14 protein-coding genes are annotated in these 25,606 nt (G+C 40.9%); 3 read left to right on the plus strand and 11 right to left on the minus strand.

Annotated features, from left to right (window positions below; genetic code table 11):
* The first annotated feature begins 17 nt into the window (after window positions 1-17).
* Window positions 18-1,181, plus strand: coding sequence for a TlpA disulfide reductase family protein (locus tag BM176_RS07215; protein ID WP_090101054.1), 1,164 nt, complete (start codon window positions 18-20; stop codon window positions 1,179-1,181).
* Window positions 1,182-1,571: 390 nt separating this feature from the next.
* On the opposite strand, the gene BM176_RS07220 is transcribed toward BM176_RS07215, so the two are convergent.
* The 8 genes from BM176_RS07220 to BM176_RS07255 all read right to left on the minus strand — a co-directional run bounded on the left by BM176_RS07220 (window position 1,572) and on the right by BM176_RS07255 (window position 20,500).
* Complete coding sequence (locus BM176_RS07220; RefSeq protein WP_255373457.1) at window positions 1,572-3,008, minus strand: SusD/RagB family nutrient-binding outer membrane lipoprotein; 1,437 nt, start codon at window positions 3,006-3,008, stop codon at window positions 1,572-1,574.
* A gap of 18 nt (window positions 3,009-3,026) precedes the next feature.
* Window positions 3,027-6,263, minus strand: a complete 3,237-nt coding sequence (locus BM176_RS07225; RefSeq protein ID WP_090101056.1) for a SusC/RagA family TonB-linked outer membrane protein — start codon at window positions 6,261-6,263, stop codon at window positions 3,027-3,029.
* 1,019 nt (window positions 6,264-7,282) lie between these two features.
* A complete protein-coding gene (locus BM176_RS07230; RefSeq protein WP_090101058.1) occupies window positions 7,283-8,683 on the minus strand; it encodes a SusD/RagB family nutrient-binding outer membrane lipoprotein in 1,401 nt (466 codons plus the stop codon).
* A gap of 46 nt (window positions 8,684-8,729) precedes the next feature.
* Window positions 8,730-11,810 carry a SusC/RagA family TonB-linked outer membrane protein gene (locus BM176_RS07235; RefSeq protein ID WP_090101060.1) on the minus strand — a complete coding sequence of 1,027 codons (3,081 nt, stop codon included), beginning with the start codon at window positions 11,808-11,810 and terminating at the stop codon, window positions 8,730-8,732.
* 601 nt (window positions 11,811-12,411) lie between these two features.
* On the minus strand, window positions 12,412-13,854 hold the full coding sequence (locus tag BM176_RS07240; protein ID WP_218162157.1) for a RagB/SusD family nutrient uptake outer membrane protein: 1,443 nt from the start codon (window positions 13,852-13,854) through the stop codon (window positions 12,412-12,414).
* 15 nt (window positions 13,855-13,869) lie between these two features.
* Window positions 13,870-16,875, minus strand: a complete 3,006-nt coding sequence (locus tag BM176_RS07245; protein WP_090101063.1) for a SusC/RagA family TonB-linked outer membrane protein — start codon at window positions 16,873-16,875, stop codon at window positions 13,870-13,872.
* Window positions 16,876-17,210: 335 nt separating this feature from the next.
* Window positions 17,211-17,888, minus strand: coding sequence for a LuxR C-terminal-related transcriptional regulator (locus BM176_RS07250; protein WP_090101065.1), 678 nt, complete (start codon window positions 17,886-17,888; stop codon window positions 17,211-17,213).
* A 194-nt stretch (window positions 17,889-18,082) separates the two neighbouring features.
* Window positions 18,083-20,500, minus strand: a complete 2,418-nt coding sequence (locus BM176_RS07255) for an efflux RND transporter permease subunit (RefSeq protein WP_090101066.1) — start codon at window positions 20,498-20,500, stop codon at window positions 18,083-18,085.
* Window positions 20,501-20,618: 118 nt separating this feature from the next.
* Between BM176_RS07255 and BM176_RS07260 the strand changes: the two genes are divergently transcribed.
* Together BM176_RS07260 and recO are read left to right on the plus strand one after the other, a co-directional pair.
* Window positions 20,619-22,835, plus strand: a complete 2,217-nt coding sequence (locus BM176_RS07260) for a type IX secretion system anionic LPS delivery protein PorZ (RefSeq protein WP_090101068.1) — start codon at window positions 20,619-20,621, stop codon at window positions 22,833-22,835.
* 61 nt (window positions 22,836-22,896) lie between these two features.
* Window positions 22,897-23,631, plus strand: coding sequence for a DNA repair protein RecO (gene recO, locus BM176_RS07265; RefSeq protein WP_090101081.1), 735 nt, complete (start codon window positions 22,897-22,899; stop codon window positions 23,629-23,631).
* On the opposite strand, the gene BM176_RS07270 is transcribed toward recO, so the two are convergent.
* From BM176_RS07270 to BM176_RS07280, 3 genes are all read right to left on the minus strand, one after another.
* Window positions 23,632-24,429, minus strand: a complete 798-nt coding sequence (locus BM176_RS07270; protein ID WP_255373458.1) for a UDP-2,3-diacylglucosamine diphosphatase — start codon at window positions 24,427-24,429, stop codon at window positions 23,632-23,634.
* 16 nt (window positions 24,430-24,445) lie between these two features.
* On the minus strand, window positions 24,446-24,880 hold the full coding sequence (locus tag BM176_RS07275; protein ID WP_090101085.1) for a hypothetical protein: 435 nt from the start codon (window positions 24,878-24,880) through the stop codon (window positions 24,446-24,448).
* Window positions 24,881-24,966: 86 nt separating this feature from the next.
* The gene (locus BM176_RS07280; RefSeq protein ID WP_090101087.1) at window positions 24,967-25,602 is read right to left on the minus strand and encodes a LutC/YkgG family protein; all 636 of its coding nucleotides are present in this window, start codon (window positions 25,600-25,602) and stop codon (window positions 24,967-24,969) included.
* Between the last annotated feature and the right edge of the window lie 4 nt (window positions 25,603-25,606).

Consider the following 25,606-nt stretch of genomic DNA (forward strand, 5'->3'; position numbering starts at 1 on the left):
CATCTAACTCAAATATTATGAAGAAACTGGCATTATACACAGCCATCGGTATTTTACTGGCTGGCTGCTCCCAATCCACCGAAAAAGGGGATTTTGAGATTAAGGCGCATATAGATAATGCCCCGCTGGGCACGGTATACCTGGAAGAACTGACCTTACAGGAAGCGAAGATAGTTGACACCGTCAATTTAAAAGATGCCAGTGGCAAGTTTACCTTGAAAGGTATAGTTCCTGAACAGGCATTATACCGGATCCGGTTTGGAGAGACCAACAAATTCATCCTTTTAGGCCTGGATGCAGGTACAATGGAGATAGAAGCAGATTTTAATCATCTGGAACAGGCGAAGATCCAAAATTCAGAAGCATCTGCAGAAATCCAGGGATTGCTGAATGAAGCAACAGCAAAAAACAAAGCTCTTACAATAGAAATGCAGACACTTGACAGCCTGCACCAGGTAAAAACACCGGATAGCATCCTGCAACCAAAAGTGGAAGCATTGCAGGCTAAAGAAAAAGAACTGGAACAATATTTACTGCATACGATCTCTGCGACCAAGTCTCCCGCAGTAGCTGTATTTGCCATGAGTATGGTGAATACCCAGACACTGCTTACTGATAAACAGGTAATCGAAGATGCGAAAAAACGTTTTCCTTCCAATACACTGGTTACCAGTCTTACCAGCAAGCTGGCAGAGGTTGAACAGAAGGCTGCTACACAACAAGGGGCTGGGGCCGGAGAGGATGAGTCTAATATGACGAATGTTAAAATAGGCCAGGAAGCCCCTGACTTTTCCCTACCAGATCCTTCCGGTAAAAAGATTAGCCTAACCTCTTTACGTGGCAAATATGTTTTGGTAGATTTCTGGGCAAGCTGGTGTAAACCATGCCGCATGGAAAACCCAAATGTTGTGAAAGCATATAACGAGTATAAGAACAAAAATTTCACCGTAATAGGCGTATCACTTGATAAGAAAAAAGAAGCCTGGCTGGATGCTGTAAAAACGGATGGACTTACCTGGAATCATGTAAGCGATTTACAGTTCTGGGAGTCTGCAGTAGTACCTTTATATGGTATCAACTCTATCCCTACTAATTTATTACTGGATCCTCAGGGCAAAGTAGTCGCTATCGGTTTAAGAGGAGAAGCACTGGAAGCAAAGCTGAAAGAATTACTGAAATAATTACTGTTTAAATACATTATAAACGGGCAGAGCAATTATACAGTGCTCTGCCCGTTTTTTTGCTAATGGGATAACATCATTTAGTAACCCTTATTCTGAACCATTTTAAGATTCATATCAATTTCCGTTTTAGGTATTGGCAATCCAACACAATCTAAGCCATATGCCTGTTCGGAAATACTGAAGTTTACAGGAATGCTTTTCCCTATGTATAAAAACTCAGATTTACACTGAGCTTAAAAGCAAATTCTATTGTACGTTCCAACAATACTGCAGCAATCAACTTTTTTTTAATAAGCAAAGCCACATGCAATAAAGCACTTATAATAAAACAAAGAAGGGACTCGTTTTGAACGAGTCCCTTCTTTGTTTTATTATAAGTGTTACTATTTAGTTAACATCCCACCAAACCTTATCTGTAACCAGTTTTGCACCAGGAAAATTAGGATTCCTGGTCAACTCTGTATTAGGATAAAGGAACCGAACAGGGAATGTACCAGCTGGGAGAGAAGATACTACAGGTGTCACAAAGAAAGTTGGATAACCTGTACGACGCCATTCTGTCCATGCTTCAAAACTCTGGTTGCAGCACATTGCAAAGTATTTCTGTACAATAATCGCTTCTATCTGTGCTGCTTTAGTAGCAGGAAATGCTGCTAACTGAGTTGTAATGTAAGTCCCGGGAGTTGCATTATATGCTTGAAAGCTGGCTGTTATACCTTCTTGATATAAAGTTGTGGCATCACCGGTCAACCATCCACGTGCAACCGCTTCAGCCTGCAGGAAATAACTTTCATATGAAGACATAAACTTTACCGGAGCCTGTGCTGATGCAGCAGTTAAAGGATCTGCACCCATTGCAGGAACAGGGGTGGAGGCTCCATTAGGATTTGTATCGTAACTTCCCTGAGGCATAGACTTTATTAGTCCACCGGTTAGCTGAAAATATGCAGTCACACGAGGATCATTCAGCGCGTTCATCTGGCTCACGACGGTTCGACTTGCTCTTAATTGTCTGTATTTGCCTAGTGCAACCAGTTCTGCATACAGTGGATTTTGGTTGCCACCAGTGCTGATATAAACGATGCTTGCATCTTCAGTCAGAAAATCAACGCCTGCCAATGCAGTAATACCTGCCTGTGCTGTCGCAGCATCAACTTCCGATAAACGGAGATAAGCCCTCAGTTTTAATGTATTTGCAAACTGTATCCATTTATCCATATCACCACCAAAGATCAGGTCTTCTGCTCCTGGTAAAAACTCAGATTCAGGATCAATCATTGTTTTTGCATTGTCTATGATAGCAAAAATACTATCGTATACTTCTTTTTGAGAATCATATTTAGGGCTGATATTATCATTCTCCCCTTTCAATGCATCTTTCAATGGAATATCACCAAAAGCATCTGTAAGTAACTGCAGGTCATATGCTTTTAATAACATAGCTATAGCCGCATACTGCTTGTATTTAGTTACATTTCTCTGATTGATGATAATTTGCAGATCTGCCATCGCATCAGCATACAATGTTTGCCATGGTCTGTCAAAATTTGAAGCCTGCAAAATATATTGTTCGATGGATTTAAATTGGGAATTCCCAAAGTTCTGCGTCCAGTATTGACTCCAGATACCGCCATACACCTGGTAATGGTTACCTAATACCAGGGCAATAGACGCCTGTGCAGAAGGAAGCAGGAGTTTAGGTTCTGCCGATTCAGACAAATTTGGATTATCATTTACATCCAGGAAATCTTTACAACCTGTGATTGTGAGAGACAGCACCGTCAGGAGACATATGGCTGACTTAATTATATTTCTTTTTATCATTTTTAAGCTCTTTAATCGTTAGAAAGTCACTCTTACATTGAAACCATAATTCCTTAAAGACGGCTGAGCTGTGAAGTCAAAACCCTGTTCGTTACCAGCACCACCAGAATTTACTTCAGGATCAGCAAACTTATTTGCTTTTGCAGTCCACAATGCCAGGTTATTACCAAACAGTCCTACTGTAAGGTCACCAAATGGAGTTCTGTTCAACAAGTGCTTAGGTAATCTGTAAGAAAGACTTGCCTCACGTAACCTGATATAAGAAGCATCGATAACATGCTGTCCTGAAGGAATACCTGCTGAAAAGTAAACCTGTTTGGAATAAGTAATGTCTGTATTAGGAACTAACTTACCAGTACCATCATCCACAACAGAATTAGGGAATGGGGCATCTGTACGGCCACCTTCAGCAGTTTCTAACGCAGTACCATTGAAGTCCATGATGTCTTTGGTACGGGAGTAAAACTCATTACCTTGTTTAGTATCAAACAATATGTTAAAGCTAAATCCTTTATAGCTTGCATTAGTACCCCATGATGCCTGGTATTTTGGATTGTAAGATCCGAGATAAACAGCATTCGGAGTCAAACTTGGCAATCCGGTATTTGCGTTTATAACCACATGTCCTGCTTCATCACGAAGCAGATCCTGTGCATAGAAAGTACCATAAGGTCTTCCTTTCGCAGCTACAATACTCATACCTCCAACACCACCAATTACCACCTGGTCTACACCACCTGCAATATCAACAACTGTGTTTTTGTTATGCGTGTAAGTACCATATAATTCCAGGGTAAAGCCCGATGCAGTACGAATAGGCATACCTCTGAGGGATAATTCAATACCTTTATTCTCGACAACACCAGTATTCAACACTTTGGCAGTAAAACCGGAAGATGGAGGAATGGGGACATTGAGAATCTGGTCCTTGGATTTATTATGATAATAAGAAAAATCCAATGACAATCTGTTATCCAGGAAACTCAGTTCTGTACCTACTTCAAATGCAGTTGTAATCTCTGGCTTCAAAGCAGCATTTCCAATCAGGTTGCCATAAGTGAAACCTGGAATAGAATTGAAAGGGAAAGTAACACTTCCAAAACCACTGGTAATATCTGTTTTACTAAAATAGGTTCTTAACAGGTAAGGATTTGCATCATTACCTACCTGTGCCCAGCTGGCACGTACTTTACCATAGTTCAGGATATGACTTAATCCTGAATTTTTAGTCAACTCTGTAAATACAAAAGCACCATTTACACTTGGATAGAAGAAAGAGTTACTTCCTGCAGGCAGTGTAGAAGACCAGTCATTTCTGGCAGTAGCTCCTACATATAACATATTCTTATAAGAGAGATTCAAATCAGCATATAAAGCCACCAGGCGACGAATAGTATGCTCATTGAAAGTATTTACAGGACCATCGCTATTATCCAGGTTATACCATCCTGGTATAACAATCCCATTAGCTGTATTAGTCTGAGTTTCTAATGTGTTAAATACACGCTGACGGATATTATTACCAACCATCAGGGATGCTTTGAAATCAGGTGTAAAATCTTTCTTTGCAGTTACCATCAGGTCATGAGTGATTTCACTCAAGTTATACTGGTCTTCTTCGTATTTACCATTCTGAATAACACGGTTATCAGTTGCGTCATACCATTTTCCAGGATCAGTTGCAGGAACATCATCTGCCGGAATAATGTCAAATTTGGGGTACATGTAACGGCGACGGTCAGAATAAACATCTGCTCCTAATCTTTCCAATACATCCAACCATTCAACTGGTTTGTAACCTACTGTAAAGTTTCCGCTCACCCTGTCTACATCATTAAGATTACGATAGTTTTTCAGGATGAAATAAGGACTGGTTGTATAAACACCATAATAACCATAAGTAGGATTACCATTGGCATCAACAGTATTACCATAACTGTTATATGGATTGTTCAGATCTCCCAGTTTGTCAATGGGAATATCACGGGCGGTCTGTAATACATTATCAAACACAGAACCCGGTCCCTGACCACCCTGGATTAAACGACTATTGACCTTATTGTAGTTTACAGATATGCCGGTATAAAACTTATTGCTTAACTGAGCAGTACCATTGAAACGGATACCGTACTTGTTATACTTATCGTAAGAACCTGGCATTACTCCATCAGAGTTCAGACTGTTTACAGATAAATAATAAGTAGTCTTATCTCCAGTACCGGAAAGTGACAGGTTATTATTGATTGCCTTACCTGTTTTAAAGAAGTTCTTAATGTTATCAGGTAACGCAGAATAAGGTTTTTCCTGTCTTACACCATTGATAGACTGACCCCATGGCTGTACCTTTCCGTCAAATTTAGGTCCCCAGCTCCAGTTTTCACGAGGATCATTTGTTTCTCCATCATAGCCCTGACCATAATCATTTTGCAGTTCTGGTAGCTTTACAACATTAGAGAAAGTAACAGCACTTGAGAAAGTAACTTCATTCTTTTTGCTACCCGCCAGCTTCTTACCGCTCTTTGTTGTGATAACCAAAGCTCCATTGGATGCACGTGATCCATACAACGCAGCAGCAGCAGGTCCTTTCAATACAGTTACAGACTCAATATCCTCAGGATTAATATCGTTACCACGGTTACCAAAGTCTATTGAACTACGACTATCTCCACCACCAATGATACTGGAGTTGTCAATTGGCACACCATCTACTACCATAAGCGCCTGGTTATTACCTCCAATAGAAGAACCTCCTCTTAGTACCACTCTGGAAGAACTTCCCGGAGCATTAGCACTTGTCGAGATATTCACACCGGCAACTTTACCTGCAAGTGCATTCAGAGGACTAGAACTCTGACCTTTGGTCAACTCTTCATTTTTTAAAGTTGGAGCTGAATAACCAAGAGAGCTTTTATCACGACGGATCGCGTTTGCAGTTACTACTGTTTCAGTCAGTTTAGTGACATCGGAATATAGTACCACATTATGTTTTGTACCAGTTCCAATCTTAACTTCCTGATCTTTCATACCTACAAACCTGATTACCAGAACAGATGCGTTTTCTGGAACCTGAAGAGTATACTCCCCATTCAAATTAGTCGTCGTACCATTTGAGGTACCTTTGACAACTACTGTAGCACCAATTACCGGACTTCCATCGTCAGACGATGTTACTATCCCTGTTATGGAACGATTTTGCGCAACCACCTGACCCACCAACAATAGAGCGGACAGGAGGAAAAATAGACTTTTCCTCATAAGCGTTTTTTGTTCTGATTTTTTATTACCTATTTAAATTGAATACAATTCTCAGGAGACCGACCACTGGTTCTGAAATCTTGTACTTCTGTTGACATACTTGATAATTTTACACATCCGTTTTCCTAAACGCAATCAACAAATAATGTTTGATTTCTTAAATGTGTACAGAGGTGAGAAGTTACTACAGCTATTTCTCATAAGCATTTCCCCCCTTATCTTGTGATTAACCAATCTCACACTTGAATAAATTTATTAGGAATAATATTCATTACACTACTTAACGTTCTCCACGTATAACGAGCGGTTAATGCCCAGTAGTAACCGTTGTTTTAGGGATTTGTTCTGGCATCACCTACCTCCAACAATAACTTGAGTCCAGGCGGAGTGAGTTATACCAATGGGACTGTAAATAGCAAACCTTTAAATTTTCCCTCAATGGTCTGATGAGCTAACTAGCAGTAGTACAGTTAGTAATAGAACAATCAGATAAAGCAAAAACCATTAACAGATCAATTACATTCTATGTAATTCTGTCAAATCCCAGAAATATAAAGGTTTAGATTAAACATACATCTAATAGATTTAAGCATAGCCATCTTCATTTAAATATTAAGATCAAATGAGCACAATATCTAGTTGTTGAATTAACACTACAACTATTAGATTTTGTTATAGCATATTGACCAATATCTTGAAATTCGGATTTCGATTTGGGTTCTTACTTTTAGATTTTGTCGCTTTTATAAAATTTGTCACCCTTACGTTATTGTTAAATATTCCTTAAAGTAAAGCTAAAATACGATATGTAACAATACATAGATATACAACTAAAGTATCATGATATAAAAATAATCCAAAAATCAATACTGGCGTGTTTTTTCGCGTATTAATTTTTTCAAATAAATATTTTCATAATGCAATAACGGTTATAATTATCGAGTAGGGCGCTCATGCCAGACGCACAAAAAAAGGGCTGCCTTAACCGGACAGCCCTTTCAATAATATCAGGATCAAAATTAGAGATCCCACCAAACCGGTGCAAAGATATCAGTTACGATAATCACGTTAGCAGCGTTATATCTCTTCTCATCCTGTACCGTAGGTAACCTTCTTGGAATAGCAGTTGCATGTTCTGCCACATTAGGCGTCAATGCTGGAATGTTGGTTCTGCGCCAATCAGACCATACTTCAACCTGTGTAAATAATGCCAGATATTTCTGGGTCATTATTTTCTCCAGGGTGATAGTTAATGCTGTTTCACTTGCATAAGCCAGTGTAAATGCAGCTGAAGGAGCAGCACCGGTTACCTTGGTTACACTTGCTGTAACAGCAGAATTGTATGCTGTAGCAGCATCTCCCGTGTTACCAGCTCTGAGGCTTGCTTCTGCTTTAATGAATAAAGCTTCCACATATGTTACCAATGGAACAGGAGCAGTGCTGCTGGCCAGGTAAGGACCTACATTTGAGGCATCAGTATTTTCAGAAGAAGGGATAGCTCCTGTATATGTGCCATCAGTTGCTTTGGTAGCATAGAAAGGCAGACGTGGATCGCTGTTCGTTTTCAGCAGGTTGATGAAGTATGCACCATCTCGCAGGTCATTTTCACGTGCAACAGCAAACGCAGCCCACTGGTTCTGTTCGTTAGTAGCAGTACCATATATAGCATTTGCATCACCCAGGTCTGTTACATGGCTTAAATCCGCCAGTGCCTCAGTAGCAGACCCGCTTGGATTTTTCTTGCTCAGGTGGTTTGCAAAACGAGCCTTCAGCAACCACGCAGTGTTTACCCATTTAGCTCTGATATCAGCTTCTTCAGATCCATCGGAACCAAAGATATAATCATCTTTACCTAAAGTATAAAGGTTCTCACCATCAGTACTATTCAGCGCAGTGATTGCTTCGTCCAATAAAGTCTGGATATAAGCGTATACTTCTTCCTGTGTTTCGTATTTAGGGGTAACATTACCATCGATCAGACCCATACCAGCTTCTTTAGCAGGTACATCACCCCATATATCGGTAGCAAGTCCTAAACCCATTGCTTTGATGATTTTCGCAACACCAGTATAATGTATATTCTTCTCTCCGTAATTAATTATGATGTCGTTTGCAGGCTGAATAACATTATTGTAAATGTTATTCCAGTCATTCGTATTATCACCTTCAAAGATGGAGTATTTATCTACAGCCAGTTGCTGGCTGGCAGTTCCACTCAATTGTTGGGTTAATATACCGGCAGTTCTAGATAATTGTCCTGTGTATGAACTATACAGGCCAAGTTCCGCAGCGGAGAGTACCAGTTGGGGAGTAGCTGTTGACGGGCTATTGGGATCCTTATCATAGCCTTCCACGAATTTACTGCAGCTTGAAGCAAGCAGTACAAAAGGTAATGAGAGTATTATGATTGTTTTCTTCATGACTAGGTCGTTAAAAGTTTTTTGTTATACCATTCTTTCACAGAGATCAGAATCCCAGTTTTACGCCAATTGCATAAGTTTTAGTACCTGGGTTGTTGAAATAATCAAACCCTGTAAGATTAGATCCTGCACCTGTTAAGCTGGTTTCAGGGTCTACACCAGGATAGTCGGTATGCAGCCACAGGTTACGTCCTGTAAAGATCAGCTCTACGAAATTCAGGATCTTGGTGTTTTTCATGTTATAACGATAGCTTAGAGAAACTTCACGTAAACGTACCCACGAACCATCATATACAGCATTCTCAGTAGCAGATCCTTTTCCCTGGTCGCCGTACATATTCTGGAAGTACGTTTTAGCATCTACGGCTTTGGTATTAGTAGTATATTTCCCATCAGTACCCAGTACAACGCCGTCAATCACATAAGTTCTTTCTCTGTCTGCAGTAATAGCAGTTTTACCGATAGAGGTCAGCCTTGAATAAGTACCTCCCCATATCTTACCACCTTGTCTGATATCAAGTAGTGCACCCAGTGTGAACCCTTTATAAGTGAACGTGTTTCTGATACCACCTGTCCAATCCGGGAATGGATTACCAATATTACCACGGGCAGCAGCAATAACAGGAATACCGTCAGCATCCACTACGATTTTACCACTGGCAGGATCTCTCTCCCATTTGGTAGCATATAATGCACCATAAGGCTTCCCAACGATTGCATAAGAACCAATAGAAGTGAATGCACTTTCAATATCAATTTCAGATACGCCATTAGCCAGTTTTAACACCTCATTTTTATTCTTGGAAAAGTTTAATTCAATGTTCCATCCAAACCCTTTTGATTTAATTACATCAGCAGATGCCAGTATTTCTATACCCTTGTTACGCATTTCGCCAGCATTGGCAAGAATTGCCTGGAATCCTGAAGAACCTGCGAGAGGAGTTGATACAAGGATATCTTTTGATAATTTATTATAATAAGTGAACTCTACATTGATGCGGTTCTTCAATAATTTCAAATCTACTCCAATTTCCTTTTCTACACTACGCTCAGGTTTCAATCCATTATTACCTAATATATTATTATAAGTGAATCCATTTCTGCCAAGGAAAGGAAATGAGTTACCATCTGTTGATCCATCAGCAAAAGTAGGTACAGCGTAGTTGGTTACAGTATTATAACGCTCGGGACTCTTACCACCACCTGCTACTGCAGCACGTAATTTACCATAAGAAATCACATCATTCTCTGGCAATACTTCAGTGAACACAAATGATGCACTTACTGAAGGGAAGAAGAAATTATTCTTAGCTGCACCAAAGGTAGAAGACCATTCGTTACGACCTGTTGTAGTCAGGAAAACCATGTTATTATAAGAGATCGATGCATCATAGAAAAATGCAGAAGATCTGTCGATTCCAGTTGATGCGTCTGTATATAGAACAGCTGCATTATTCAGATTATAATAATTAGGAATTGTTAACTGATTACCTCTTGAATACTGTGTCTGACCCTGATTCTGAGTAACGTTGCCACCCAGATTCAGTCTCGCAGAGATTTTATCATTGAAATCCTTATGAGCGCCTAAAATCAGATCAGAATAATAATCTTGATTCTTGATTGTATATTCTTCAATCTGACCCAGTTTATCATCAACAGAATAAGAACCAATTGCAAAAATCTGTTTCCTCGAATCAGTATAATAATCAACGCCTAAACGATAAGACGCATCCAACCATTTGGTAATATTGTAGGTAGCGTTGAAGTTACCGAGAATACGGTCAACATTATCATTGAACGGATTATTATATAATGACCAATAAGGGTTATCATAACCAGCAAAGTTCTTGCTAGAACCATCAGCATTCTGGTAATCGCTTAAGTTATAGTTTGCAGGAGCTCGCATCATTGCCAGCATAGGACCTGACAGGTTACTACCATTCTGTGCTTTCACACCTCTGGTATTTGTGTACTGAGCAGATACACCAACGGTGAATTTGTCAGTTACTTTGGAATCCGCATTGATACGAATAGTCGTTCTCTGTAGGTCTGTAGTACGAATAATCCCTTTCTGATCGGTACGACCCAGAGATAATCTGAAAGTGTTTTTTTCATTACCACCGATAACAGCTACGTTGTGGGTGTAAGTAGTTCCAGTCTGGAAGAAGTCTTTGTAATTATTGTACACTTTATCTCTACCCGTAATAGTACTGATAACAGGCCCCCAGCTGTTAGCAACACCTGTCTGAGAGACAGGCACACCACTTACGATGTTACCCTGTCCATATGTTGTTTGCTCATCAGGCAACTTGCTTACTTTATCGAAAGCGGCATTAAAGTCGTAAGTTACTTTTACTGCACCTGCACGGCCTCTTTTGGTTGTGTAGATGATCGCTCCGGAAGCAGCCCTTGCACCATATAATGCAGCAGCAGAAGGTCCTTTCAGTACAGTAACAGTAGCAATATCATCAGGGTTGATATCCAGTGCGCGATTAGAGTTGTTTACGCCTGACAAACCGGTATTGTAAACTGGATTTCTCTGAGAAGTAGCACTTGTTTCATTATCAATAGGTACTCCATCCACGATGATCAGTGGCTGGTTACTCATTTTGAAGGTAGCATTACCTCTGATAATTACTTTTGTAGAAGCACCAGGAGTACCACCAGAACCAATTACCTGAACACCTGCTACTTTAGAAGCCAGTGCTTCAATAACGTTTGTTTCATTTGATCTGGTCAGTTCATCACCGCCTAAGCTCTGTACACTATACCCCAGGGATTTTTTTTCCCTGGTAATACCCAATGCTGTTACCACTACTTCGCTCAATTGTTTGTTATCTGTAGATAACGTAATAGCAAAACTTGAATTGTTGCCTACTGCACGTTCCTGATTAGTATAACCTATAAAGGAAAATATAAGTGCGTTTTCCGGAGTGGCTTCAATTTTGTAGCTACCATCCGCGCTGGTTACGGTTCCCTTAGAAGTTCCCTTTACAATTACTGAAACTCCTGGCAGCGGAGAGCCATCCTTGGCGTCAGTTACCTTTCCCGTAATTGTTCGTGTTTGAGCATATGTGTGCAACACGCTCATGGCCACGAACAGCCATAGGAGTAAACCTTTCTTCATAAAAGATAATTGATTTGATAAACGATTTTGTTAACAATTGTCATAAGCAAAAAACAAATAAGATAAATATATTCGAACGCTATAAGCAGCGCGAACCATCATAAGCAAGTAGTAAACCAAATCCCGGAATAACTATATCCAATACAATGAAGGATATGTCTTCTCAGCTAGAAAAAAAGTTTTATCAACAGAAATTTATTCTTCGAATAAATAAAGAGTCAGTTAAATAAAACACACTAATAAAATTGTATTAATTAATTTCTCATAATCTTTAAGATCTTACAGAACAGAATATAGAAATGACTTTGGGTTGAGTCTTATTTATAAGACAACAGTCACCTCACTATCCCCCCTACAATATGTAAAAATTAATGATTGTCACCCTGTTAAGTTGCATCTTAGCTCTAAATTCCCTGGCGAGGGTCCTTAATAATAGATTCTGTTATCCAATAGTTTAGATTCCGTCAGTTTAGATTTTGTCGTTCTAAATGTTAAATAATTGTTGTAATTCTTCGCAATTTAATTAATAATACTCTAATCACCACATACAATTTTCATGTGATCTTTTGGAATTAAGTACTTCATTTTCACAAACGTTTAACTAATATCCCGGGTTTTGCTGTCCCTTTAAAGCCGGACTGAGATCAATTTCACGTTGAGGTATCGGTAATATTATCTTATCGGCACCAGCCTTCTTATCAGGATCGCCTGCACGCAAAGAATACCCTCTTCTTAAAAGATCCATTCTGCGATGCCCTTCAAAACAAAGTTCTTTACGCCGCTCATTTAATATAGCAGTAATAAGATCATCTCCACTGGTAAAAGTATTAATATTCCATGCGATCAGACCAGCCCTAACACGCAGGTTATTTATCAGGTCTATAGATTCCTGATTGATGCCATTTAATGAAACTAATGCTTCCGCACGATTAAGTACCATCTCTGTTACCCTTATCAGCGGGCCATTGTCCTTACCTGTTGTTACATTTGGGTATTTCAGACTAAAACGACTCACAACCCCGTTTGCATCCTTCCCAATATCACTCATTGCATAACGCAGATCACCAGGCTCCTGTCCGAATGCCTGAATCAGATCACTAGTAAAAGGACCTTCCCCCTTTCCGGCAATCCCCGCATCTGTTGGTCTGTAATAGCTGGACCAACTGCCTAAATTGGTACCTGTTTGTGCATTATCACTATCTGTGTTTTGAATAGAGAATACATCTTCTTTTGTATTTCCATCATAAAAACTATAATTAGGAGCCAAGGTATAATAAGTGGTTGCATCCAATACAGCTTTGGCATAAGTAGCTGCTTTATCCCATTCTCCACGGTACAGATATAATCTGGACAATAAAGCGTTAGCTGCCCCTTTCGTAGCCCGTCCTCTGGCTAATGCAGGGTCAGTAAATGTATCTGCAAGATCTGGCAATGCTTCCAGCAAATCCTTCTCTATTTGCTTATGTACTTCATTCACTGTTGACCTTCCCGGATATACAATCGTAGATCCGTCAAAAGAAGCAGTTACCAGCTGTACGCCTTGCCTTGCTCCATTTTCTACCTGGTAAGGTTGGCCAAACAGGTTCACCAACTGAAAATACAGGATAGCGCGCATAAACTTAGCCTCTGCTACATACATCCTGCGGTCACTTTCTGCAAAAAGCGGATCAACAATTCCTGGTACACGATCGATAACTGCATTAGCTCCCAGAATAGCATCATAATTAATACGCCATAATTCACTTACCAGATTGTTGCTCGTTGAAGTAGAAAAAGTATTGATCTCTGCCAGCAATGAATTACTGCCGGGATAATTAACATTATCGCTCATAAATTCGGCAATGAGCTGAGGTTGACCGCCAAATACTTCCAGTCGTTGGGAACGGCTGTATACCCCGTACAAAGCACTTAAGGCACTACTGCCAGAAATAAATACATCTCCGGTAGGAATACTCTGCTCCGGTTGCAGATCCAGTCGATCACTGCAGGAAAAAAAAACAGTAACAGTAAGCCCTGCGAGGAGGCATATAAATATATGTTTCATTGTTGTGTGCATGATTTAAAATACAAGGTTTACGCCTACTGTAATCGTTTTGGGCTGCGGAATCGTAAAATAGGATTCTCCTGCAACCAGTCCGAAAGAACCGTACCTGGAAACTTCAGGATCCGCTCCGCGAAACTCTTTTTTAGTAGCAGTCCATAAATTTTGTCCCAATACATATATTCGGGCACTGCTTAATACATGCGTACTGCTTATAAGTTTTTCCGGCAGATGATATCCTAGTGTTAATGTTTTTAAACGGAGATATGATCCATCAAATAGTTGTTCGGTCGATAATCCAGACTGTTTAAATTTACCACTTTGCCAGGATGTACTCGTTGCACTGGGTGCAAATGCCTTATCCCCCGGTTTCTTCCAGTACTGCAGCATATCTTTACTCAGATTTGTAGTACCTGTTATATCATCCAGGATCCGGAATTCTGATAAGAACAATTTATTACCATAAGAGAAGTAAAAATTAACCCCAAGATCAAAGTTTTTATACCGGAATGTGTTATTAAAACCTCCTGTTACTTTAGGGATAGCATTGCCTGCTATTACCCTGTCATTATCTGTAGGAGCAGTTGTTACAGTTCCATCTTTTGCATACCACTCCGGATCTCCTGTGGCAGAATTAATGCCCTTATATCTTATCAGGTAATAACTGTTTAATGAATAACCTTCTACTGCACGTTGTCCATTATTAGAACCAGCTACATAATTGCGACCTTCCTCATCTTTAAAAACAGGAGGCAGGGAGGTTACTTTATTTTTCAGAAATCCTGCAGTTAAAGAGGTGGTCCATTCAAAATTCCTTTTTTGGATAGCAACCCCAGTTATCTGCAGATCTACACCAGAGTTGCGCATTTTACCAACATTTATATTGGCAAACCCAAAGCCGGTTGTAGACGGATACGCTACAGATAGCAACAGGTCTTTTGTATTTTTATTATAATAATCAATGCTCAGTTGTACGCGGTTGCTAAGTACATTGGCCGTAAGACTAATATCCATTTGACTTGTTTCTTCCCAACTCAGATTTGCATTAGGAGCCTGAGTAGGCCTTAATCCTGGCTGACCGGCATAATTAGCACTGGTACCTCCGCTATATAATCCCAGATAAGTATAATTAGGTAGACCATCATTTCCTGTAACACCATAACTCGCTGTTAATTTCAGATAGTCGATAAAAGAGACCTCACGCATAAATTGCTCCTGTGATATTACCCAGCCACCTGAAACAGCCCAGAAATTACCATATCTCTTGTTACTACCAAACCTTGAAGAACCATCCCTGCGCAAGCTAACTTCAGCCAGATATTTATCCTGGTAACGATAGTTACCCCGGAAAATATACGATTCCAATGCCCACTCCTGGCCTGTGGCAGAAGTAGTAGTAGCAACAGCCGCAGATCCGGTATTCACAAGATTATCACTGATAAATCCAGTTCCACCTACTCTAATATCATCATAACGTGATGTTTCAAAACTATGTGCAGCCAGCAATTCCATATGATGATGCTGCGCAAAATTCCTTTCATAATGAAGACTATTCGTATTTACCCATTTATGATCCTGCCATAACGTACGTCCGGCAACACCGCCAGTTGTTACTTTTGTAGAGATCCGGTACCGTTCTTCTGTATTTAGCTGATCAATTCCCCAATCACTCTTTATCGATAGGCCATCAATTATATTTATGGTAGCATAAGCATTTCCTGTATTACGGCGGGTATAATATTTATTTGAGCTCAATCCTATTATTGCCAGAGCATTATTAGAGGGAGTTACATACTGTCCCAGAGAATCATATGCTGGTTTAAAAGGACTATTCATGGCTCCGGCTATATAAGGATTATTTGCATCAGATGTTTCAACAGGAATACGGTTCATATTGGTATAAGCTGTACTGAAATTAACACCAAAATGTACATTCTTATTCATAGTATGATCCAGATTTAGCCTACCGGTCAATTTCTTAAGATCATTCCCGATCACAAAACTTTCCTGGCTTAAATAACTTCCCCCTGCAAAAAACTTTGTTTTATCATTACCCCCACTGGCAGATAGTGAATAGTTACTTGTTTTCCCTGTTCTATTTACAGCATCTGTCCAGTCAAAACCCTTTGCAGGGAAGGCAACAGCCGGCTTGCCTGTAGCTTTGGTGATATAATCATTGTAAAATGTGCGGTATTCTTCCGCATTCATTACATCCAGTGTTTTCGTAGGTTTGATCCAGCCCGTATAATAATCCAGTTGCACCTTTGTTTTGTTAGCTGTTGTTCCACTCTTCGTTTTAATAAGTACCACACCATTAGATCCTCTTGACCCATATATAGCTGCTGCAGCGGCATCCTTTAATATAGTAATGGATTCAATATCGTTAGGGTTAATCTCCAACAGAGGATTCAATCCGGGAGTTACACTACTTCCCCCATGAGGAGTACTATAAGAACCGGAATTCATAGGTACATCATCTATCACAAATAATGGCTGCCCGTCTGCTGAAATTGAAGCAGCACCACGTATACGTAACAGAGCAGAGCCTCCCAACAGCCCGGAAGAATTCGTCATCTGCACACCTGCTGCCTGTCCCTGCAATAACTGCTGCGGGCCAATAGCTGGTATATTCTGAATAACATCTGACTTTAATACAGATACAGCCTCTGTGGTATAGCGCTGCTTCTGCTGTCCATATCCAACGATTACTACTTCAGAGAGTTTTGACTGGTCTACTTTGAGCCGTACATTCAAAGAAGTAACACCTGCTTCTACTTTCACCTGCTTATTAGCATATCCCAGCATGGAAAATACCACTTCCTGAGTACCGGCTACAGAAATGGAAAATGTCCCATCCTCTGTTGTCACAGCACGGGAAGTAGCGCCTTTAATAAATATTGTGACGCCAGGTAACGGAGTTCCGCTGCTATCTGAAGTAACTTTGCCAGTAAGCGTTCTTACCTGAGCTATCAATGGCAACATATAGATAACGGATAACAGATAGAGGAATACACCTTTTTTCATTAACGATTTTTTTATAGCAGGAAGTAGTGGCTTGTGTCTTCTACAATTACAGATAAATGTATTTAGTCATGCGCCTAAATACAAATTTTCCCCCGTGTCTTTATTGTTATTTGATTGATATATTGAAAAATGCAGGCACAATATATAAAAAATATTAAAAAGATATTGATATCATCAATTTTATAACACTGTAAGGAGATTGTCGGAAGAGAACTTTAAAGCGGGAGTTAGGGGTACAAAAAGGCAAGCGGTAGGATTACCGCTTGCGCGCTCATCAACCAAAATCTAAATCCGGGTATCCCAGATCTAAACAAAATTTTATTCAGAGAATAGTACTAAGAAAGGCTCAATGGCTGCGTCTGCAGTAATTCCAGTAGCGTTTCATAGATATCCTCATTCCTGTTGTTATACCGGAATTCGCATTCTTTAAGGTGCAGGTAAACCGTACTACGGTTAAGGCCCTTAAATTTTGCAAGACGATGTTTTGTGAGCCCCCAAAAAGCATCTACATCATCAGCCCTGGCAATGGTTCCTTCATTTTCCAGGTTATAGAGACGATACTGCCCCAGATCAGCCACATTGCTGAAACGGCGCATTCTCTCTGCCGGATGTTGCGTTTCCAGGATCGAACGGCTGCTTCTCACCGCAGAATGGATCATGGAACGGCTTACATCGGGTAATATCTCTGTATGTAACCTGTCAGATGCTCTGTAGATTCCAAATACCACCGGCTTGATATTAGTGCTGACTTCTGTTTTAACAGTAGTGATGGGCGGGTGTTGGATGGATGGGTCTGAGACCTGTGACCGGCTTTTTTGATCTGCGGGCAATAAGGATTCACAATGTCGGGCTATTTGCTGACGGATTTTTTTCAGATAACTATTTACAGTTACCCGACTTACCCCACTAATATTGGCAATCTGCGTGGCGGTAAGATCTTCGGCAAACAGCCGTAGTATCTCCTTAAATTTACGCTCAGATAAGTGAGCGCCCTTTAAGTATTTGTTTTTCATGAACTAATGAACTAAAAGAGGTTAGAATGGCATGATAAACCTCTCACTTTTTAATGGGTATGCAGGACCCTTTTATACAGACGGCGAAAACGGGGTATGAATGCCGCCCACTAGATTATTTGGGATTAATACAGAACGCTCAATACAATAATGTACTGAGCGTTCTACGTTTTATGTTATAATTCATGTGAATATTATTCGTTCTTGTCATCAAGCCCGAGCTTTGATATATCTACATCTTCCTCTTCATCTAATGCATTCCAGAGTTCTTTCTTTTGCGCCTTTTTGATCAATGTTTTTTCCATCCATAATAACATTGCAGGCAATATTGTCAGGTTGGTGATCATTGCCAACACAAGTGTTAGCGAGGTCAGCCATCCTAATGCTTTCGTACCTCCAAACTCCGAAAAGCTGAAGATCATAAATCCGGCAAAGAGAATCATCGAAGTATAAATAATACTGAGCCCTGTTTCATGGATCGTCTGTTTTACTGTGGCAGAAATGTCCAGGTTATTATTAGGTAACTCCTGTTTAAAGTTCACCAGGAACCGGATGGTTACATCTATCGCGATACCAAGCGCAACACTGAATACCAGTACCGTAGACGGCTTCAGTGCAATACCGGCCCACCCCATTACACCTGCTGTCACTGCCAGTGGTATCACATTGGGAATAATTGAGATGATAAGCATGCGCCATGAACGGAACAGGTACAACATACAGAAAATGATCAGTACAAATGCCAGCAGAATACTTTCTGTTAAACCGTTGATGATAAAGCGGCTACCTTCCAGGAAGATAACACTGGTACCGGTAAAAGTCACTTTATATTGTGCGGTGTCAAAGATCGCATTCACCTGAGGCCGTAGTGAATCCAGCAGAATGGGCAACTCACGGGAGCCAACATCCGCCATATTTACACTTACACGAGCCACTTGTCTGGTACTATCCATGAAAGAAGATACCAGCCTGCTGAATGTAGCAGCTTCCTTACTGGCATTGGCATCTCCACCTTTCATACGCAGGTAGGGCGCCAGGAAACCAATATCAAACTGGTTAGGAATACTGTAATTCGAACTGTCTCCATTATAATACGCCTGCTTTGCAAATTTAATCCCCTCTGCTACCGAAAGCGGACGGGCAAAATAAGCCTGTGCAGTGATCAGTTTAGACAATTCATCCAGCTTTTCCAATGTTTTGAGGTTTACTACCCCATTCTTTTTCTTTGTATCCACTGAGATCTCCAAAGGCATTACTCCTTTGAAGTTATGTTCGAAGAACTTCAGATCAGTGTACAGTTTGTCACTTTGGGGAATATCATCTAGCATATAAGCTTCAGACTTAAGACGTAACATCCCTGTTATAGCAACCAGCAATAATATTGCTGTGACAAAATACACCCATTTCCTGTAGGTAAATACCAATGCTGTGAGCCCGTTCAGTAAGGCACGGAAAAGAGGATTATCCAGGTAACTGGTATGTTTCGTCTTTGGCGCTGGCAGATAACTGAGCACCGATGGCAGGAAGATAAAAGAGATGAGGAAGATGAACATAATGTTCAATCCTGCTACCACTCCAAACTCGCGTAAAATAGAACTCTTGGTAAAACAGAATACACCAAAACCAATAGCAGCAGTAAGATTGGTAAACAAGGTAACAATACCCATTTTCTGGATCATATGCACCAGTGCTCGTGTCTTATTGCCATCCTTGGCATATTCTATATGATACTTATTCAGGAAATATACGCAGTTGGGAATACCGATTACAACGATTAATGGTGGGATCAGAGCTGTTAACAACGTGATCTTATATCCTAATAGCACAATCGTGGCAACAGACCATATTACACCGATTGCAACAACAATCATAGACATGAACACCGAACCAAAAGAGCGGAAGAACAGGAACAGGATCAGCGCTGTTAATACAAAAGACAATTTCAGGAACAGTTTTAACTCATCCGCTACCTTGGTTGCCATAATTGTACGTATCAGCGGTAAGCCGCTCATCCTTACAACTGTATGATGCTTTTCTCCAAATGCAGTGCCCAACGCCATGATATTCTTTACCACATTAATACGTTTGGACGTATTCATTACACCCTTGTTGATGTTCACCATCATCATATAAGCCCGGGTATCCTCATTATATAACAACCCCTTATAAAACGGAAGGGTATGAAATATAGCGGACAGACTGTCAAGTTCGGTCTGTTGAAACTGCTCTCCTTTAAAAAGTGGACCGGCAGTAAGCTTATGTGTACTGTCATTCTTTACAAGGTTAATAGCAAAAGGTACGCTTAGCACATTCTCAACATACTCTACCTTTTTCAGGTCTTTGTTCAGCTGTACATAGTCATGGAAAAAATCTGCTTTAAAAAAGTCATCAGTCTGTACACCTATCACCATCAGGTTGCCATCTTCTCCAAACAATTTTTTGAACTGCTGATAATCCTTGTATTTAAGGTTGTCAAGCGGTATAGATTTGTTGGCCTCATAGGATAATTCCACCTTGCTGGCATAATAAGCCATCACGGCAGTTCCGGCAAGCAATACTACCAGTAACGGTAACCGGAATTTTAGTACGAAACCTGCTAGGCGTTGCCACATAAGCATCGTTGTAGTTTAGTAAGGGCGTAAAGGTAATTAAAGTTGTCTAAAAAACAGGGCGGTTTGCTTATAGAACAGTAAGTGTCATAAAGTAATAACATATAACTATTTTTGATGCATGTACCGTTTCCTTACACTACTATTTATCTTTTTATACACTGGCATGCCATCACATGCACAAACGCCCCTGGGTCAGTGGCAGGAATACCTTCCCTGGTTACCAGCAGTAGCAGTTACTCTAAATACCGATAAAGTATTCTGCGCTACATCTGCAGGACTATTTTCCGTCACTACCGGCGAACAACAGGACATTACCCGTTACAGTAAAGTGAACGGACTCCATGATATTGGGATCAGTACAATAGGCAGTAATAATAACAGTGTACTAATTGCTTACCGTAACAGCAATCTCGACCTCTTACAAGGCAATAACATTTATAATATTCCGGACATTCAGCGTAAACAGATATCCGCAGATAAGTCCATCTTCCGGATCCTTTTCAGTAATAATAATGCTTATCTCTGTACAGGATTAGGCATAGTAGTGGTAAATACTTCTAAACCAGAAATCGCCGATACCTGGATTACCGGCAATAGCGGAGCATATACTCCCGTATATGCCCTTGCCATAAATAATAATTATTTCTATGCCGCCACCGCAGAGGGTATAAAGAAAGCACCTGTGGCCGGCAGTAACCTGGCGGACTTCAGGAACTGGACACCTGTACTACAGGGACTACAACCTGATACTGTCTGGCAGGTGATCCAGCTGGGTAACACCCTCATTTGTCAACAGGGAAAACAACTCTATAAACTGGAAAATGATACCTGGCAGCCCTGGTATACCGATGGTAATCCTATTACCAACCTCTCCGTGAACGACCAGCTGTTATTGGTTTGCGAAATGGGGAGCCCACGCATCGTAACTTTACAGATGGATGGCACCACTTCAGCTACATTACAGGACAAATACATTGAGGCTCCGCTGGCTACCGTAGCCAATGGACAGGAAACATGGATTGCTGATTCCCTTCAAGGGCTTATCCGATATAGCAATGGCCTGTTTACACCCATTGCGCCCAATGGTCCTGCCAGTATCATCACCGGCGATATGATCTTTGTCCGGCACACACTTTGGGCCGCGGCCGGTGGAGTGAATGACACCTGGAATGCAACCGGCAACAACAACGGATATTATACCTTTAATAAAGGGGAGTGGCAACAATTCCATCCTTCAGTAAAAGATCTGCTTACACTTACCTCAGCACCAGATGGAAACGGTGTCTATGCCGGTTCTTTTGGTAGTGGCCTTCTATATCTTGGTGCGGATGGGAGTTATATCAACTACACCAACGTGACCAACGTAAGCGGACTGGCAACAGATGCTTTGGGTAATCTCTGGGTGGCCGACTATGGAGCCAGCAGGAACCTCCTTGTGAAAAAACCGGATAACTCCTGGATTTCCTTCCGGAGTCCCTATGCACAAACGTACAACGCCATCAGCCAATTGGTGGCAGATGATTATGGACAAGTATGGATGGCATCCCCACAGGGCAATGGACTTTTTGTACTTAACTATGCCAATACCCTTGAAAATACTGCAGATGATCAGTGGCGACAGTTCCGGATGGGGGCTCAACAGGGTAATCTACCCTCCAATGATGTATACTGTCTTGCAAAAGATAAAAATGGCAGTATATGGGTGGGCACAGGTCGCGGGATTGCTATTATGAATTGTTCTCAGGAGGCTGCAACTGGCGCTTGTAATGCGTATCTGCCCATTATAAAGCAGGATGACTTTGCCGGGTACCTCTTTCAGGATGAACAGGTGAACACCATAGCGGTAGACGGTGCTAACAGGAAATGGGTGGGGACCCTCAACGGCGCATGGCTGGTAAGTGCAGACGGGGAAAGTATACTTGAACAGTTTAGCACAACGAATAGCCCGCTGCCAGGAAACCATATCTATAAAATTACAATAGACCCTCTTACAGGTGAAGTATATTTTGCTACAGAAAAAGGATTGATGTCCTGGCATGGCACTGCTACTGAAGGTACCACCATGCAAAAAGACTCAGTGCTGGTATTTCCTAACCCCGTGCCGCCGGCATATGGTGGCACTATAGCTATCCGTGGGCTGGCACAAAATGCACTTGTAAAAATTACAGATATCAGCGGCAGATTAGTGTTTCAAACAAGAGCGTTAGGTGGTCAGGCCACTTGGAATGGTGTGGATTATACTGGTCACCGGCCGCAGAGCGGTGTATACCTTGTGTTTGCCACCAGCGAAACAGAAGGAGAGCACATAGTCGCCAAAATTGTATTTATCAATTAAAGGGATATCCTGTTTGTAGCAATGCCATGTATTGTTTTATCTGTAGCTTTGGCTATCAATTATGTTACATAAAACACGCGGCATCGTATTAAGAACAATCAAATATGGCGATACTAGTGCCATTGTGAACATCTTTACAGAACTCTTCGGTGTACAGTCATACATGATAAATGGGGTAAGATCCTCAAAGCCGAAAGCAAAAGGCAATCTGTTGCAACCCGGTAATATATTAGATCTGATCGTTTACCATTATGAACAGAAAAGCATTCAACGTATTTCAGAATTTAAACTGGGTTACATTCCTGTATCCCTGAACATTAATGTAGTGAAGAGTACAGTGGCGCTCTATATGATAGAATTATTGCAGAAAAGCCTGCGGGAACCGGAACAACATTTGGAACTCTATTATTTTACAGAACAGGCACTGGAGACACTCGACAGAACCCCGTTAACAATAGCCGCCAACATCCCATTATATTTTACCCTAAAACTGGCAGAACATCTTGGCTTCCGGATCAATGGACGCTATTCCGAATACGCTCCCTACCTGGATTTACTGGAAGGTTCCTTTACAGATATGCCACCGCATCACACGAATTACCTTGACGCGGCCAATAGTGAACTAACCGATCGGTTATTCCAATGCTATGAATGGGAAAGCCTGGGGAATATTTCGATGAATAAAGATATCCGTAGGAAACTGTTGTATGCCTACCTGGATTTTTTCAAACTGCATCTACCAGACTTTACAGAATTACACTCACCGCCTATCTTACATGAGATTTTGGATGCCTGATTATTTATTGTATTTCAGTTCTGTATTCTTTCCATCAAATACAGCATAACTGAAGTAATTCAGCCAGTCGCCCAGGTTGATATAATGACTGTTGGGGCCCACCTCCAAATCCATTGGCAAATGCCTGTGTCCGTAAATGAAGTAATCGAAATGTGTGTGTTGTAAAATTTCTTTACTGTAGATAGCCAGCCACTCATTCTCCTCTCCCAGAAAATGTTCCAGTTCCATTCCTGTTGCAGCACGGCTTTTACGGCTGAAATAATTGGCCAATGCAATACCCCAGGAGGGATGTATCACGGAAAATAACCAACGGCATACCGGGTTACGGAATACTTTCTTCAGAAGTTTGTAGCCATGATCTCCGGGCCCAAGCCCATCGCCATGACCTATATAAAATTGTTTGTCATTTATACTATATGTCTGTGGCTCATGGTAAACAGGGATGTTCAGTTCTTCTTCAAAATACCCGTTCATCCACATATCATGGTTACCAATAAATACAGAGATTCCAATACCATTATCCCTCAGTTCTGCCAGTTTTCCCAACAAGCGGGTATATCCTTTGGGGATCACTTCTTTATACTCAAACCAAAAATCAAAAATATCACCTACCAGGAAGATATGATGTGCATCTTTAGCAGCTTCATGCAGCCATTGTACAATGCGCTTTTCTCTTTGCCTGCTGGTTTCGGCATTGGGCGCACCCAGGTGAAAATCTGATGCGAAATAAATACGTTTGTTTTCCGGAAGATGAATATGATGATGATGCATAAATCCTATACTACTTGCGCCCTGCAAAGATCAATAATTAATACTATTTAAATCCTGCTTCGCTAAAAGCAGTTTCAATATCCCCAAGATCGGCCTTTACAGGATCCCCGAAGCCTGTAAACAAGAAGATTTCCCAGGCATATTTAGGATGATTAAGATTGATGTATGAAGATTCTCCGTTTCGTCTGACAAACTGTAGTTGGGTGGCAGAAGTGGTGATAATTTTAATACCTTTTGATGCCAGAAACAAGCTATCAGCAGTAATCGTTGTTTTATTGAATGCCAAAATTCCAGGGAAATTCTTCTCCCCGAAATCGCTTTTCAAAGATTGCAGTTTGTCACCTGCCGGCCTGAAAATAACGGCACAGGGATCCTTTATTGCCAGGACATCACTGGCACCATTACTATTATTTGAAGGGGACTGTCCGCAGGACCCTAATACAAAAGCAGTAAAAATAAACAGGAACAACCTCCTCATAGCTGGTTGGAATAATATGATTATTAAAAAAACAGCGCATGATAGTAATCATGCGCTGCTCAAATATAGTAAACTAATAAAACGTTTTATTGATCTATCAGGAATACATACACTTCTTTAGGACCATGTATGCCTACTACCAGCGTTTTCTCAATATCTGCCGTCCGGCTTGGACCGGAAGCAAATGAAATAGCAGAAGGTAATTCTCCCTGGTACTTATCTTTCAGCCGGGCAATGGCATCTTTCAAATCAAACACCAACTGATGTGTATAAGCTATCACAATATGAACAGGCGTATATACTGGTAATGCTCTGCCGGAAGGCTGTGCCGCACTGAGTACAATAGTTCCTGTACGTGCCACCAGGCATTCGCAATCAGTAATAGCTGCCTGTGCTGTATGCATATCCCCTTTATTCATAAAAGGGAATTGCTTTAGCTGTAACTGTTGCATCAGAGAAGGTGTCTGGCAATACACATCATCCCATTCTTTACTGGTAACAAGTGCTAACAGGTTATCAGCCACTTCATTTTTACTGGTGCAGAATATAAATTTCCCCTGTAATTTGGCAAATTCCTCTGCAAACTTCATTTCCAGCCCGTCGTGCTCCTTTATAAAAACGGCACTGTTGCCCTCCGCATTAGGGAAGGGCAACTGTACCGATTGACTCAATGCATTTCTTACTTTCTTAAGAATATTTTCCTTGGCAGGAGATATCTTCATATCA

Source organism: Chitinophaga sp. CF118 (assembly GCF_900112615.1).
Classification (GTDB): domain Bacteria; phylum Bacteroidota; class Bacteroidia; order Chitinophagales; family Chitinophagaceae; genus Chitinophaga.